Annotated in this window: 14 protein-coding genes; 5 read left to right on the top strand and 9 right to left on the bottom strand. The window is 59.5% G+C overall.

All coding sequences use genetic code 11. The annotated features are described in order from the left end of the window. Positions 1-34: 34 nt before the first annotated feature. A complete protein-coding gene (locus tag FUU19_RS19225; protein WP_025303665.1) occupies positions 35-1,249 on the top strand; it encodes a pyridoxal phosphate-dependent aminotransferase in 1,215 nt (404 codons plus the stop codon). A 107-nt stretch (positions 1,250-1,356) separates the two neighbouring features. Further along, on the top strand, positions 1,357-1,956 hold the full coding sequence (yfbR, locus tag FUU19_RS19220; RefSeq protein ID WP_025303666.1) for a 5'-deoxynucleotidase: 600 nt from the start codon (positions 1,357-1,359) through the stop codon (positions 1,954-1,956). Between the two features lie 27 nt (positions 1,957-1,983). Here the strand turns inward: yfbR and FUU19_RS19215 are convergent, their stop codons facing one another. From FUU19_RS19215 to yfbV, 4 genes are all read right to left on the bottom strand, one after another. Next, positions 1,984-3,816 (bottom strand): SLC13 family permease, encoded by a 1,833-nt coding sequence (locus FUU19_RS19215; protein ID WP_230490650.1) that lies wholly within the window; start codon positions 3,814-3,816, stop codon positions 1,984-1,986. 97 nt (positions 3,817-3,913) lie between these two features. After that, the gene (locus tag FUU19_RS19210; protein WP_230507307.1) at positions 3,914-4,570 is read right to left on the bottom strand and encodes a sugar phosphatase; all 657 of its coding nucleotides are present in this window, start codon (positions 4,568-4,570) and stop codon (positions 3,914-3,916) included. 17 nt (positions 4,571-4,587) lie between these two features. Then, positions 4,588-5,082, bottom strand: a complete 495-nt coding sequence (locus FUU19_RS19205; RefSeq protein WP_016926898.1) for a YfbU family protein — start codon at positions 5,080-5,082, stop codon at positions 4,588-4,590. Between the two features lie 143 nt (positions 5,083-5,225). After that, positions 5,226-5,681 (bottom strand): terminus macrodomain insulation protein YfbV, encoded by a 456-nt coding sequence (yfbV, locus tag FUU19_RS19200; protein WP_004936061.1) that lies wholly within the window; start codon positions 5,679-5,681, stop codon positions 5,226-5,228. A 358-nt stretch (positions 5,682-6,039) separates the two neighbouring features. Between yfbV and ackA the strand changes: the two genes are divergently transcribed. The 3 genes from ackA (at position 6,040) to FUU19_RS19185 (ending at position 10,333) form a co-directional block, all read left to right on the top strand. Then, the gene (ackA, locus tag FUU19_RS19195) at positions 6,040-7,242 is read left to right on the top strand and encodes an acetate kinase (protein WP_025303669.1); all 1,203 of its coding nucleotides are present in this window, start codon (positions 6,040-6,042) and stop codon (positions 7,240-7,242) included. A 74-nt stretch (positions 7,243-7,316) separates the two neighbouring features. After that, a complete protein-coding gene (pta, locus tag FUU19_RS19190; RefSeq protein WP_147824055.1) occupies positions 7,317-9,479 on the top strand; it encodes a phosphate acetyltransferase in 2,163 nt (720 codons plus the stop codon). A 335-nt stretch (positions 9,480-9,814) separates the two neighbouring features. Next, a complete protein-coding gene (locus FUU19_RS19185) occupies positions 9,815-10,333 on the top strand; it encodes a hypothetical protein (protein ID WP_230490648.1) in 519 nt (172 codons plus the stop codon). Positions 10,334-10,409: 76 nt separating this feature from the next. Here FUU19_RS19185 and FUU19_RS19180 read toward each other — a convergent pair whose 3' ends face one another. The 5 genes from FUU19_RS19180 to FUU19_RS19160 all read right to left on the bottom strand — a co-directional run bounded on the left by FUU19_RS19180 (position 10,410) and on the right by FUU19_RS19160 (position 14,449). Beyond that, the gene (locus FUU19_RS19180) at positions 10,410-11,372 is read right to left on the bottom strand and encodes a transketolase family protein (protein WP_197834069.1); all 963 of its coding nucleotides are present in this window, start codon (positions 11,370-11,372) and stop codon (positions 10,410-10,412) included. Next, complete coding sequence (locus FUU19_RS19175) at positions 11,365-12,216, bottom strand: transketolase (RefSeq protein WP_230490647.1); 852 nt, start codon at positions 12,214-12,216, stop codon at positions 11,365-11,367. The genes FUU19_RS19180 and FUU19_RS19175 overlap by 8 nt, the downstream gene beginning before the upstream one ends. A gap of 12 nt (positions 12,217-12,228) precedes the next feature. Beyond that, positions 12,229-13,608, bottom strand: coding sequence for a PTS ascorbate transporter subunit IIC (locus FUU19_RS19170; protein WP_004936074.1), 1,380 nt, complete (start codon positions 13,606-13,608; stop codon positions 12,229-12,231). A gap of 23 nt (positions 13,609-13,631) precedes the next feature. Next, the gene (locus tag FUU19_RS19165) at positions 13,632-13,913 is read right to left on the bottom strand and encodes a PTS sugar transporter subunit IIB (protein ID WP_025303676.1); all 282 of its coding nucleotides are present in this window, start codon (positions 13,911-13,913) and stop codon (positions 13,632-13,634) included. A gap of 92 nt (positions 13,914-14,005) precedes the next feature. Then, entirely contained in the window at positions 14,006-14,449 is a 444-nt protein-coding gene (locus FUU19_RS19160; RefSeq protein ID WP_230490646.1) for a PTS sugar transporter subunit IIA, read from the bottom strand. Positions 14,450-14,511 lie beyond the last annotated feature (62 nt).

Here is a 14,511-nt window from a genome sequence, read left to right as displayed (position 1 = left end):
AGCGCCCCTATCCCAGCAAAAGGCTCAACTTTTTATGTCCCCCATTGAGAAATCCAGCAAACTGGACAACGTCTGCTATGACATTCGCGGCCCGGTGCTTAAAGAAGCTAAACGTCTTGAAGAAGAAGGCAACAAAGTCCTGAAACTGAACATCGGCAACCCTGCCCCGTTCGGTTTCGACGCCCCGGACGAAATCCTGGTCGACGTGATCCGCAATCTGCCCACGGCGCAAGGCTACTCCGATTCCAAAGGCCTCTTCTCGGCGCGTAAAGCGATCATGCAGCACTACCAGGCGCGCAACATGCGTGACGTGACCGTTGAGGATATCTACATTGGCAACGGCGTCTCGGAGCTGATCGTCCAATCCATGCAGGCGTTGCTCAACAGCGGCGACGAAATGCTGGTGCCGGCGCCGGACTACCCGCTGTGGACCGCCGCGGTATCGCTGTCCGGCGGCAAGGCCGTGCACTACCTGTGCGATGAGCAGGCCGGCTGGTTCCCGGATCTGGACGACATCATCAGCAAGATCACCCCGCGCACTCGCGGCATCGTGATCATCAACCCGAACAACCCGACCGGCGCGGTTTACAGCAAAGCGTTGCTGGAACAGATCGTCGAGATCGCCCGTCAACACAACCTGATCATCTTCGCCGACGAGATCTACGACAAGATCCTGTACGACGACGCCGAGCACCACTCGATCGCCGCACTGGCGCCGGATCTGCTGACCGTGACCTTCAACGGCCTATCGAAAACCTACCGCGTGGCGGGCTTCCGTCAGGGCTGGATGGTGCTGAACGGGCCGAAGAAGCACGCCAAAGGCTATATCGAAGGGCTGGAGATGCTGGCTTCGATGCGCCTGTGCGCCAACGTGCCGATGCAGCACGCCATTCAAACCGCGCTGGGCGGTTATCAGAGCATCAGCGAATTCATTCAGCCCGGCGGCCGGCTGTACGAACAGCGCAATCGCACCTGGGAACTGCTCAACGATATCCCGGGCGTCTCTTGCGTGAAGCCACAGGGCGCGCTGTATATGTTCCCGCGCATCGACGCCAAGCGCTTCAACATCCACGACGACCAGAAGCTGGTGCTGGATCTGCTGCTGCAGGAAAAAGTGCTGCTGGTGCAAGGCTCCGCGTTCAACTGGCCTTACCCGGATCACGTGCGTATCGTCACCCTGCCGCGCGTAGACGAACTGGAAATGGCGGTCGGCAAGCTGGGCCGCTTCCTGGAAGGTTACCACCAGTAATCGCCTGGGGCGCAGCGCCTTGCTGCGCCCTTCTCTCATTGCCCGGTTGCAAAATTCGCCGTCACTGCTTCACAATGGGGCCCTCACTTGCCGTTAAAGAGAGCACCATGAGCCAGAGCCATTTCTTCGCCCATCTGTCCCGCCTGAAACTGATCAACCGCTGGCCACTGATGCGCAACGTGCGTACCGAGAACGTCTCCGAACACAGTCTGCAGGTGGCCTTTGTCGCCCATGCGTTGGCAGTGATCAAGAACCGCAAATTCAACGGCAACCTCAATGCCGACCGCGTTGCGCTGTTGGCGATGTATCACGACGCCAGCGAAGTGATCACCGGCGACATGCCGACGCCGATCAAGTACTACAATCCGCAGATCGCCCACGAATACAAGAAGATCGAAAAGATCGCCCAGCAAAAGCTGCTGGACATGATCCCTGCGGAGCTGCGCAACGATTTTCGCACCATTCTCGATGAGCACTACTACAGTGAAGATGAAAAGCAGGTGGTCAAGCAGGCGGACGCGCTGTGTGCCTACCTGAAATGCCTGGAGGAACTCTCTGCCGGCAACAACGAATTCACCCTGGCCAAGGCGCGGCTGGATAAAACCCTGGAACAGCGCCGCAGCCCGGAAATGGACTATTTCATGGACGTGTTCATTCCCAGCTTCAGCCTGTCATTGGACGAAATCAGCCTCGACAGCTCGCTGTAACCCCGCGGGCGCAGCCTCGCTGCGCCGCTAAAAGCCGTAGAGCCATGGCACCACGATCACACTGACCGCCATCACCAACAGGGTGAACGGCACGCCGAGACGCACGAAATCGCCGAACTTGTAATTGCCCGGCCCCAGCACCAGCGTGTTGACCGGTGAAGAGACCGGCGTCATAAAGGCGGCGGACGCGGCGATGGCGATGATCATCGCGAACGGGTATGGCGAGACGCCCATTTCGCGCGCGGCGGCAATGGCGATCGGCGCCATCAGCACCGCCGTCGCGGTATTGGAAATAAACAGGCCAATGGTGGCACACAAGACGAACAGGCACAGCAGCATCACGCGCGGCCCCGCGCCGCCGGCGACGTCCATCAACCCGCGGACGATCAGATCCACGCCGCCGGTCTTTTGCAGCGCCTGCGCGAACGGCATCATGCCGACGATCAAAATGATGCTCGGCCAATGGATCGACTTATAGGCGCTCTCCATGTCGATACAGCGGAACTTGCCCATCAGCAGGCAGGCGATCAGCGCCGCGATCGGGTTGGGAATTTCGTCGGTCAGCATCATCGCCACCATCAACGCCAGGCAAAACAGCGCGTGCGGCGCCTGGGTGATCGCCGGCGCCACTTCGTCCACTTCGGCCGGCAGGTTGAGCACGATAAAGTCGTGGGTTTTGGCCTGCAGCTGACGAATCGCCTTCCAGTCGCCGATCACCAGCAAAATGTCGCCCAGCTCCAGCGGCTCGTCCACCAGCTTGCCGCTCAGGGTCTCGCCGTGGCGGCGGATGCCCACCACATTCAGATCGTAGCGGCTGCGGAACGCCGCTTCGCGCAGGCTTTTGCCCAGCAGCGCCGAGTCCGGGATCAGCGACACTTCGGCCATGCCGACGTTGCGCGACTGTTCAGAGAAGTAATCACCGCGCAGCACCATCGGCTCCAGCCGCTGCTCGCCGCAGAATTCGCGCAGATCGACCTGGCTGTCCGACATGTCGATCAAGAGGACGTCGCCCTCGCGCAGCTCGGTGCTGCCGGAGGCGCTGACCATCACCCGCCGGAAGCGTTTCCAGCGCTCGATGCCCACCACGTTGGCGCCATAGCGCGCACGCAGGTGCAGTTCATCCAGCGAACGCCCGATCAGCGGCGAAGCGCTGCGGACAGCCAGCCGCCGCGCGCGGCCGGTCAGCTTGTAGTCGCGGATCAAATCGCGGAAGGTGCGGCGCTGCCAATCATCGCCGGCTTTGCCCGTGTCGCCGCTGCCCAGCCAACGCCGGGCGATCAGCATGTAGCCGACGCCCAGCGCCAGCACCACCAGGCCAATGGGCGTCACGCTGAAGAAACCGAAACCATGGATGCCTTCCCGCACCAGTTCGCTGTTGACCACCATGTTGGGCGGCGTGGCCACCAGCGTCATCATGCCGCTGATAAGCCCAGCGAAGCTGAGCGGCATCATCAGCCGCCCCGGCGCGATCCTCATTCTGGCCGTCACGCTGAGCACCACCGGGATAAAGATCGCCACCACGCCGGTCGAGCTCATGAACGCGCCCAGCCCGGCGACCGTGACCATCAGCAGCATCAACATTTTGGTTTCGCTGCTGCCGGCCACTTTCACCAGCCAGTCGCCCACCTGATAGGCCACGCCGGTGCGCACCAACCCTTCGCCGATCACGAACAGCGCGGCGATCAAAATCACGTTGGGATCGCTGAAACCGACCGTCGCTTCCTGCAGGCTGAGCGTGCCGCTCAGCACGAAGGCGATGATCACCAACAGCGCCACCACATCCATCCGCAGCTTGTTGGTGGTAAACAGCACGATGGCAATCAGCAGTAAACTCAGCACCCACAGTAATTCGCTGTTCAAAACGGCCTCATCCGACAAATGTCCAAGGGTCTAAAAAATAGCATAAAAAAACCCCGCCGAAGCGGGGTCTAATCAATTAGGGTGAAGATAATGCCGCTCAGGCCAGCCGGCGAACGATCGCACCCTGCGCCGTTTTATCAACGGCAATCTGCGCCAGCGAATCCAGCCGCAGGTCGACCTGCTCCAGCTTCGGCGCATCCGCCGGCGCGTTGACCGCAATCACCTGGCAGCCCGCCGCCAGGCCGGAGAGAATGCCGGCCGGCGCGTCTTCAACCACCACGCACTCGTGCGGCGCGAGCCCCAGGCGCTCGGCGCCCAGCAGATAGGCATCGGGCTGTGGCTTACCGTGTTTAACCTGCTCGGCGGTGATGAACACCGCCGGCTGCGGCAAACCGCCGGCCTGGCGGCGAGCGCCGGCCACCGGCACCGAACCGGAGGTGACGATCGCCCAAGGAATGCCGAGCGCGTTCAGGCGCTCCAGCAGCGCAATCGCGCCCGGCAGCGCGCGAACGCCGTCGGTATCCTGCGCTTCGACCTGCTCCAGCAAATCGAACTCGCGCTGAATTTCCGCTTCGCTTTCGCCCGGCATAAAGTGGCGCAGAGAAGTAATGGCCTGTTTACCGTGAATGAAGTCCAGCACCGCGTGCGGATCGACGCCGCGGCGCTCGGCCCAGTGCGTCCAGGCGCGCTCTACCGCCGGCAATGAATCCACCAGGGTGCCATCAAGATCGAACAGAAAACCCTTACACTCCACAGAAAACCTCTTTTTAATCAAGCATTGATGATTTGCGCTATCTCAACGGCGCTCAGGTGATACTGGCGCGGACAGGCCAGCCAGATCGCCAGCATACGCTGGTATTTTTCCCACATTTTGGTTTGGGCGTTGAAACCGTGGCTGCCGGAATCGAAGTGAGTATAGCGCCCCTCGGTGCTGACCAGGAAACGCACGTAGCTCAGGTAGCGGGCCTCGGTGGCGGCATCAAAGCCGAGAAACGCCAGGCGGCGCTCGTCCAGATCCTGCTTCTCTTTCAGGTTGCCCCAGGAAACCTGCAGCGCATGATGCATCTCCATCACGTTGATGATGGTGCGGCACACCTCTTCGCTCAGTTCGCCGAAGTCGCGATCCAGTTCGCGCATTTGCAAACCGAAGCCGCGTTCGACGATGGTTTGCAACCGGCGATAACGGTCGCCGTTGTCCGGATCGAGCAGGGTCATCATCTTGTACTGGTTCGACAGGATCAGCCGCTGGGCGTTGGTCATTTCCATCAGGATTTCCTCATTTCTGTGTGATGGCGGGAGCATCGCACAGCGCAAGAACGCAGGAAATCACAACTCGACCGTTCTTTGATTTAAACCGGGGTTATTGGCGCTTTGACGAGAAAGGCCGCATCAGCGCGGCCTTTTTTCATTTACAGATCGTCGAGGAAGGTTTTGTCCAGCTGCTTGAAAGCACGCTTGAGCAGATCGGCCAACGTCTGATAGGTCGGCGTGCCTTCGAGTGGCGCCACCGCCTGCCCGGCTTCCGTCAGCTTGTTGCGCACCTCATGGAACCATTGCAGCAGCGTCGGCGGCAGCGGCGTGACCGAACGGCGCCCCAGCCACCACAAGCCCTGCATCGGCAGGCTGCAGGCGAACAGCGCGGTGGCGATCGCCGGGCCAAGCTGGCCGCCGAGCGCGATCTGCCAGGTCAGCGTGAAAATCGCCAACGGCGGCATAAAACGGATAGCGAAACGGGTGGCACGCGCAACGCGGTTCTCCGGAAAGACCGGTGCCAGACGTTTGTCCGACGGCCAGGTTTTCATATAATGCTGCCCGCGCTGGAAGACCTGAAACCAGCTTACGGAACCGGACGGTTTGCTCGTCATTGCGTACCTCAACGTCACGTAAAGAAACTAAAAGCGTGCTGCCAGAGACCATACTAAAAAATTTGAAGCTTTAAATTTATTTTGTGTTTGCACCGGGCTATCGGTATCCTAAGCCGGCCTTGTGGCCGGTAGAAGATGACGTAAATTTTGTCAACTTTTAGCCCTATAAAAATCAAGATTATTTAAACCGCAGAGAAATCATCGGTTTTTCCATCATCCTGTGATTTGTGCACTTCACATGATGTTAATCATAAATGTCATCGGCACTATGCGCTACGCTTGTTGTCTGATTGACGATTAATTCACCACGTGTTTTCGATTTTCTTTTAACAACACGACTATTTAAGTAGGTACTTCCATGTCGAGTAAGCTAGTACTGGTTCTTAACTGCGGCAGTTCTTCTCTGAAATTCGCCATCATCGATGCCGTTAACGGCGACGAATTCCTCTCCGGTTTGGCCGAGTGTTTCCACCTGCCTGAAGCTCGCATCAAGTGGAAAATGGACGGCGCCAAACACGAAGCTGCCCTGGGGGCCGGCGCTGCACACAGCGAAGCGCTGAACTTCATTGTTAATACTATTCTGGCACAAAAACCAGAGCTTTCTGCGCAGCTGACCGCTATCGGCCACCGCATCGTGCACGGCGGCGAGAAGTTTACCGCTTCCGCCGTGATCAACGACGAAGTTCTGCAGGGTATCAAAGATTCCGTGCCGTTTGCACCACTGCACAACCCAGCTCACCTGATCGGCATCGCGGAAGCGCTGAAATCCTTCCCTAACCTGGCTGACAAGAACGTTGCCGTGTTCGACACCGCGTTCCACCAGACCATGCCGGAAGAATCTTACCTGTACGCCCTGCCGTACAGCCTGTACCGCGACCACGGCGTTCGCCGCTACGGCGCGCACGGCACCAGCCACTTCTACGTGACTCAAGAAGCCGCGAAGATGCTGAACAAGCCGGTAGAAGAAGTGAACGTGATCACTTGCCACCTGGGCAACGGCGGCTCCGTTACCGCAGTGCGCAACGGCCAGTGCGTTGATACCTCCATGGGTCTGACCCCGCTGGAAGGCCTGGTGATGGGCACCCGCAGCGGTGACATCGATCCGGCTATCATCTTCCACCTGCACGATTCTCTGGGCATGAGCGTTGACCAGATCAACAAGATGCTGACCAAAGAATCCGGCCTGCTGGGCCTGACCGAAGTCACCAGCGACTGCCGTTACGTTGAAGACAACTACGACAGCAAAGCCGACGCCAAACGCGCCATGGACGTGTTCTGCCACCGTCTGGCCAAATACGTCGGCGCCTACAGCGCGCTGATGGAAGGCCGTCTGGACGCGGTGATCTTCACCGGCGGCATCGGCGAGAACGCCGGCATGGTGCGTGAGCTGACCCTGAACAAACTGGGCCTGCTGGGCTTCGAAATCGACCACGACCGCAACATGGCCGCTCGCTTCGGCAAATCCGGCGCCATCACCAAAGACGGCAGCCGCCTGGCGCTGGTGATCCCAACCAACGAAGAGTTGGTCATCGCGCAGGACGCATCCCGCCTGACCGCGTAATGCTCTCAAAACACCGTCAGCCCAGGCTGACGGTGTTGTTTTAGCCTCATGTTAATCGTGAAGAGGACTATTCTGTGTCACGTACTATTATGTTGATCCCCACCGGCACCAGCGTCGGCCTGACCAGCGTCAGCCTGGGTGTCATCCGCTCCATGGAGCAAAAAGGCGTTCGTCTGAGCGTGTTCAAACCTATCGCTCAACCGCGCACCGGCGACAACGCGCTCGACCAGACCACCACCATCATCCGCAGCAGCAACTCCACCATTACGGCGGCCGAACCGCTGCGCATGGACTACGTTGAGGGCCTGCTGAGCTCCAACCAGCAAGACGTGCTGATGGAAGAGATCGTGGCGCGTTACCACGAGAACACCAAAGACGCGGAAGTGGTGCTGATCGAAGGCCTGGTGCCGACCCGCAAGCATCAGTTCGCCAACGCGCTGAACTACGAGATCGCCAAAACCCTGAACGCCGAGATCGTCTTCGTGCTGGCGCTGGGCAACGACTCCCCGGCGCAGCTGAAAGAGCGCATCGAACTGGCGCGCACCAGCTTCGGCGGCAGCAAGAACAAAAACATCACCGGCGTTATCATCAACAAGCTGAACGCACCGGTCGACGATCAGGGCCGCACCCGTCCTGACCTGTCCGAAATCTTCGACGACTCCACCAAAGCCAGCATCGCCCACGTCGATCCTGCGCAGCTGTTCGCCAACAGCCCGCTGCCGGTTCTGGGCTGCGTGCCGTGGAGCTTCGATCTGATCGCCACCCGCGCCATCGACATGGCTCGCCACCTGAAGGCCCGCGTGGTCAACGAAGGCGACATCATGACTCGCCGCGTGAAGTCCGTGACCTTCTGTGCGCGCAGCATCCCGCACATGCTGGAACACTTCCGCCCAGGCTCTCTGCTGGTGACCTCCGCAGACCGTCCTGACGTGCTGGTCTCCGCCTGCCTGGCGGCGATGAACGGCGTGGAAATCGGCGCTATCCTGCTGACCGGCGGCTATGCTATCGACGAACCGATCAGAAAGCTGTGCGAACGCGCCTTCCAGACCGGCCTGCCGGTGTTCATGGTCGACACCAACACCTGGCAGACCTCGCTGAGCCTGCAGAGCTTCAACCTCGAAGTGCCGGCGGACGACCACCAGCGCATCGAGAAAGTGCAGAACTACGTAGCCAGCCACATCAACACCGAGTGGATCGACTCGCTGACCGCCACCTCCGAGCGTTCACGCCGCCTGTCTCCACCGGCGTTCCGTTACGAGCTGACCGAGCTGGCGCGTAAAGCCGGCAAACGCATCGTGCTGCCGGAAGGCGACGAGCCGCGTACCGTGAAAGCGGCGGCCATCTGTGCCGAACGCGGCATCGCGGAATGCGTGCTGCTCGGCAACCCGGACGAGATCCAGCGCGTCGCGGCAGCGCAGGGCGTTGAGTTGGGCAAAGGCATCGAAATCGTCGATCCGGTCGCCGTACGTGAAAACTACGTGCCGCGTCTGGTTGAGCTGCGCAAGAGCAAGGGCATGACCGAAGTGGTCGCGCGCGAGCAGCTGGAAGACAACGTGGTGCTCGGCACCCTGATGCTGGAACAGGGCGAAGTCGACGGCCTGGTCTCCGGCGCGGTTCACACCACCGCCAACACCATTCGTCCGCCGTTGCAGCTGATCAAAACCGCGCCGGGCAGCTCGCTGGTGTCCTCCGTGTTCTTCATGCTGCTGCCTGACCAGGTACTGGTCTACGGCGACTGCGCGATCAACCCGGATCCGACCGCCGAGCAGCTGTCTGAAATCGCCATCCAGTCTGCGGATTCCGCCGCGGCCTTCGGCATCGAGCCGCGCGTAGCGATGATCTCCTACTCCACCGGTAACTCCGGTGCGGGCAGCGACGTTGAGAAAGTGCGCGAAGCGACCCGTCTGGCGCAGGAAAAACGCCCGGATCTGATCATCGACGGCCCGCTGCAGTACGACGCCGCCATCATGGCCGACGTTGCCAAGTCCAAGGCGCCGAACTCACCGGTGGCCGGCCAGGCGACCGTGTTCATCTTCCCGGATTTGAACACCGGCAACACCACCTACAAAGCGGTACAGCGCTCCGCTGACCTGGTTTCCATCGGCCCGATGCTGCAAGGCATGCGCAAGCCGGTGAACGACCTGTCGCGCGGCGCACTGGTTGACGATATCGTCTACACCGTCGCGCTGACGGCGATCCAGTCTTCCCAGGCTGACGCTGCCGCCGCCAAGGCCTGATAGCCCATTAATGCCACGCCCCGTCCTGGACGAGGTTATGGATAATGAATATTGGCGTAAAACAATAAAGCACTGCTCAAGCATATTGAGCGGTGCTTTTTTTATTCTGAAGCCAGAATCATTTTTTCTCCTCCGGAGGAACCTCGCCGCCTCCCCCGCGCTTAGCTTGCACCAATTTATTTATAAACAAATAAATAGCTACGGCATCACCGGCGAGTCATTTCCATTCCACCTTAAGATAAGAATACTCTTAATTAAAGGTCCGGCTTATTCTGATGACAGGATCTTGTGCTAGACACTATGCACACTCATAAAAAAATCTGAAGGTTTACCCTATGGCACACACTGGTCAATCCGTTGAGAAAATAGCCAAGACGCTCATTAACAATGCCATTAATTACGATTCCTACCTCTGGAGGATCGACCGGCTCGGCCCCACAACGAACAGAATGCTGGCGCTGGCTTTTTCTCTGACGAGAGGAAAAAGAGAGGTGTCGGGATTAACTCGCTTCGTGGGTCACAGCGCAGGCATCACGCATGACGCCTCCCTATTTGACCGATATATTGCAGAACTGCAGGCGAAGGAGAAAAAAAGCCAGCGGCTGATTCTCCCGTGGAGCGGTAAAAAGGAAGTTGAAGCGCGGCCCTTTACCGCGTGCGCCGAAGCCCATGTGTGGCTTGAACTTTATGCTCGCAACCTGCATCCGCGTCATTACTACTGCGTAGCTTTTAACGGGGATGGGAGAATCGCACCCTGTTGCAATAACTGCAAAATGTGGGTTCACAATGCGTTTTTCGGCGTGGTCACGCCGAATACCGAATATAACAACCGACACACCTATTCTCCGCGTTAAGGCACGCGCGTTGCCTCAACGACGTTACATGGCCTTATCAGGCAACGCCGGTCATTGACCGGCGTCTTAGTCTTTCCTAACGATGTGCCAACAGCTGCCCGGCAGCCTCCAGAATATGCTCGGCGGTCAGGCCGTACTCCTGCTGTAAAAACGCCTGGGTGCCCACCTGACCGTAACGCTCCTTCACCCCCACGCGCCGCATCGGCGTCGGGCACTCTTCCGCCAGCACCTCCGCCACTGCGGATCCCAGCCCGTTATGAATGCTGTGGTTTTCACAGGTGACGATGCGTCCGGTCTTGGCCGCGTAGGTTTTGATCAGTTCACGGTCGATAGGCTTGAGGGTGAACATATCGATCACCGCCGCGCTGACGCCCTGCTGCGCCAGCATCTGCGCCGCCTTCAGCGCCTCCGCCACCATGATACCGTTGGCGATCAGCGTGACGTCTTCGCCGTCGCGCAGCAGGTTGCCCTTGCCGATGGTAAAGCGCGAGCCTTCCTGGTAGATGCGCGTCGCCTGCTTGCGGATGGTGCGCACCCAGTAGAAACCGCGCAGATCCATCAACTGGCGCAGAATGTCGGCGAACATGGTGGCGTCGGTCACTTCCAGCACCACCGAATGCGCCAACCCGCGTACGATGCCCATGTCCTCGAACGACATGTGGGTACCGCCGTTGTGGCAGGCGCTCACCCCCGCATCGGAGGCGATCACCTTGACGTTGTTGCGCTGATAATCCAGCGACATGAACAGCTGATCGAAACAGCGGCGGCTGGCGAAAGCGGTAAAGGTATGCACGAACGGCACCCGGCCGGTGAGCGACAGCCCGGCGGCGACGCCAATCACGTTGGCCTCCATGATGCCGCAGTTGATCACGTGCTGCGGGTGATCCTTGTGCACGCCGTCCATCGCCATCGAGCTCATCAAATCCGCCTCCAGCGCGATGATCGGCGCGCCCGCTTCAATCTGCCGACGCACCGCGCCGGCATAGACTTTGCGCATTTCGACGGCGTCGTTTTCCAACTGCGTCACTACGTTAAACATGGGCAGCCTCCAGTTCGGCGATGGCTTTTTCGATTTCCAGCTGCACGTCCGGCGTCAGGCGCAGGTGGTGTGAGTTCGACAGGTTTTCCAGATAGGTCACGCCCTGCCCTTTGATGCTGTCGAGCACGATCGCCAGCGGCTGCTGTTCACCGCCGCGCGCCGGCGCCACCGCCGCCAGCAGCGCCGCGATGTCGTCGCCCTTGATGGTCTGCACCTCAAAGCCGAAAGCGCGGAACTTGGCGGCCAGATCGAACGGTTGGATCACCTCGTCCAGCGCACCGTCTAGCTGTTGCTTGTTGTAATCGATGAACAGCGTCAGGTTGTTCAGGTTGTGGTGGGCGATAAACTGGAACGCCTCCCAGCACTGCCCTTCGTTCAGCTCACCGTCGCCGAGGATGCTGAACACCCGGTTACGACGCCCCGCCAGCCGATGGGATAACGCCATGCCGGCGGCGATCGACACGCCCTGCCCCAGTGAACCGGTGGTGGCGTCCACGCCGCGCGTGCGCAATCGGTCCGGGTGGCTAGGCAGACGCGTGCCGTTCTGGTTGAGGGTCTTCAGCTCCGCCAGCGGGAAGTAGCCCTTGATCGCCAGCGTGCTGTACAGCGCCGGGCCGGCGTGCCCCTTCGACAGCACGAAGTCATCGCGCTCCGGCCAGTCCGGATCCGCCGGATCGATACGCATCACGCTGCCGTACAGCACCGCCAGCGTCTCCACCACCGACATGCAGCCGCCGTAGTGGCCGAAGCCCAGCCCGGTCAACGCCTTCAATGTTTCCAGGCGGATCGCGCGCGCCAGGGTCTGCAGCTCTTCAATTTCCGTTTCGCTCGTTGTGTAGTTCATCAGTCTGCCTCGTTATTTCTCGACGCGGTCAGCGGCCGGCGCGCCTTTGCGTTTTCCCAGGAAGTTATGCGCCACCAGCAGCGCGAACACGGCGACGATCGCCAGCATGATCATCTCCTTCGACATAAAGCGCGCCATGTTGCCCAGCAAGATGCCGATCGCGCCGAAGTCGGCGTCGGAGAAGGTGGTGTTGGCAAAGCCCAGCGCCCCCAGCACCGGCAGCAGCAATACCGGCAGGAAGGTGATCAGCAGCCCGTTGGCGAAGGCGCCCAGCATCGCGCCGCGCCGCCCGCCGGTGGCGTTGCCGAACACCCCGGCGGTAGCGCCGGTGAAGAAATGCGGCACCACGCCGGGCAGGATCAGCACCATTTTCAGCTGCCCCAGCAGGAACAGCCCGGCCAACCCGCCAAGGAAGCTGAACAGGAAGCCGATCAGCACCGCGTTGGGGGCATAGGGATAGACCACCGGGCAATCCAGCGCCGGCCGCGCGTTAGGCACCAGTTTTTCCGAGAAGCCGGTGAACGCCGGCACGATTTCCGCCAGAATCAAGCGCACGCCCTGCAGGATGATGAACACCCCGGCGGCGAAGGTGATGGCCTGAATGATCGAATACACCAGGTAATTCTGGCCGCCGCTGAGCTCGCTCTCCACATAGGCCCGCCCGGCGCAGATCGCCAGGATCAGGTAGATGACGATCATGGTCATCGAGATCGAAATGGAACTGTCGCGCAGGAAGCTGAGGTTTTTCGGCAGGTTCATCTCCTCGGTCGAGCGCGAATTTTTACCCACCTTCGAGCCGATCCAGCCGGACAGCACGTAGCCCAGGGTGCCAAAGTGGCCGAAGGCGATATCGTCGTTGCCGGTGATGCGACGCATATAACGCTGGGCGATCGCCGGGAAGAACGCCATCACCAGCCCCAGGGTCAGCGCACCGGTAAACACCAGCTGCACGCCCTCAAAGCCCGCCACCGTCAGGATGATGCCAATCATGCAGGCCATGTAGAAGGTGTGGTGGCCGGTGAGAAAGATGTATTTCAGCCGGGTAAAGCGCGCCACCACGATATTCGCCACCATGCCGAACGCCATGATCAGCGCAGTGGAGGCGCCGTATTTCTCCAGCGCGATGGAGACGATCGCCTCGTTGTTCGGAATGATGCCTTGAATATTAAACGCATGTTCGAACATGCCGCCCAGCGGATTGAGCGACCCGACCAATACCGTGGCGCCACCGCCCAAGACGATAAAGCCGAGAATGGTTTTTACCGTGCCTTTCACCACGTCGGAAAACGATTTCTTTTGCGCCAGCAAACCGATCAGCGCAATAAGCCCGACCAGTACCGAAGGCACCTTTAATATATCCACCACAAACTTAAGCGTTTCCTGGATAAACATATCCACCTCGCCAATCGTTTTATTCAGATGATTGAGTGGGCTTCGAAGTAAGCGCGCAGCTTGGCTTCCAGCTCATTGATGTCGATGATGTTGCTGATCACTACCAGCTGCTCGGCCGGTACGCTGGCGCTGTCGGCGATGTCTTTCGCCATTACGAACACGTCAGCAGCGCCGGGGGTAGCAGACGACAGATCGGAGTGTTCGACCTCGGCCTCCACCCCCATCTTTTTCAGCACTTTTTTAATGTTCATTTCCACCATAAAACTGCTGCCGAGACCGGAACCGCAAATCGCCATGATTTTCATAATATCCACCTGTTGAATTTAGCGTGTAGGGTAGCGCCGCCGGTCCTATTCCCGGCGTTGTTAGCATTAATCGTGTTCCTGGTGATTAAACGTTAATAGCGGGCGATAATATCCTCAATTTGCCGTTTATCTGTGGCGTGAAATAACGCCTCCATCGCCGAGTTATCTGAAAATAATTCCGCCAATTGCGAAATCATTTCAATGTGGCTGTTGCCGTCGGGCGCCGAAAGCATCACCACCACCTGAACCGGATCGTTATCCGCGGAATGGAAGTTCACGCCCTGGTGGATCTTCAACAGCGACAGCCCCAGCGCATTGGCGCCCTCCTCCGGCCTGGCGTGCGGCATCGCGATGCCCGGCGCCAGGACGAAATAGGGGCCGAGCTTCTCCTGCTGATGAAAGATGGCCGTCAGGTAATTCGGCGTAATCACGCCACGTTGCAGCAGTGGCTGTGCGCTCAACGTTACCGCCTGGCGCCAGTCCTCCACCCGTTCGCACAGCTGTATATGATCGGCGGTCAGCCACTCTTTCAGCACGTTCCCCTCCCAAGCGTTGATGGTTTCGGCCGGTGATTAATTCACCGACGACGGTAAAACTT

The organism is Serratia montpellierensis, from assembly GCF_020858655.1.
Classification (GTDB): domain Bacteria; phylum Pseudomonadota; class Gammaproteobacteria; order Enterobacterales; family Enterobacteriaceae; genus Serratia; species Serratia montpellierensis.
This window is presented reverse-complemented; position numbering and strand designations above follow the sequence as displayed.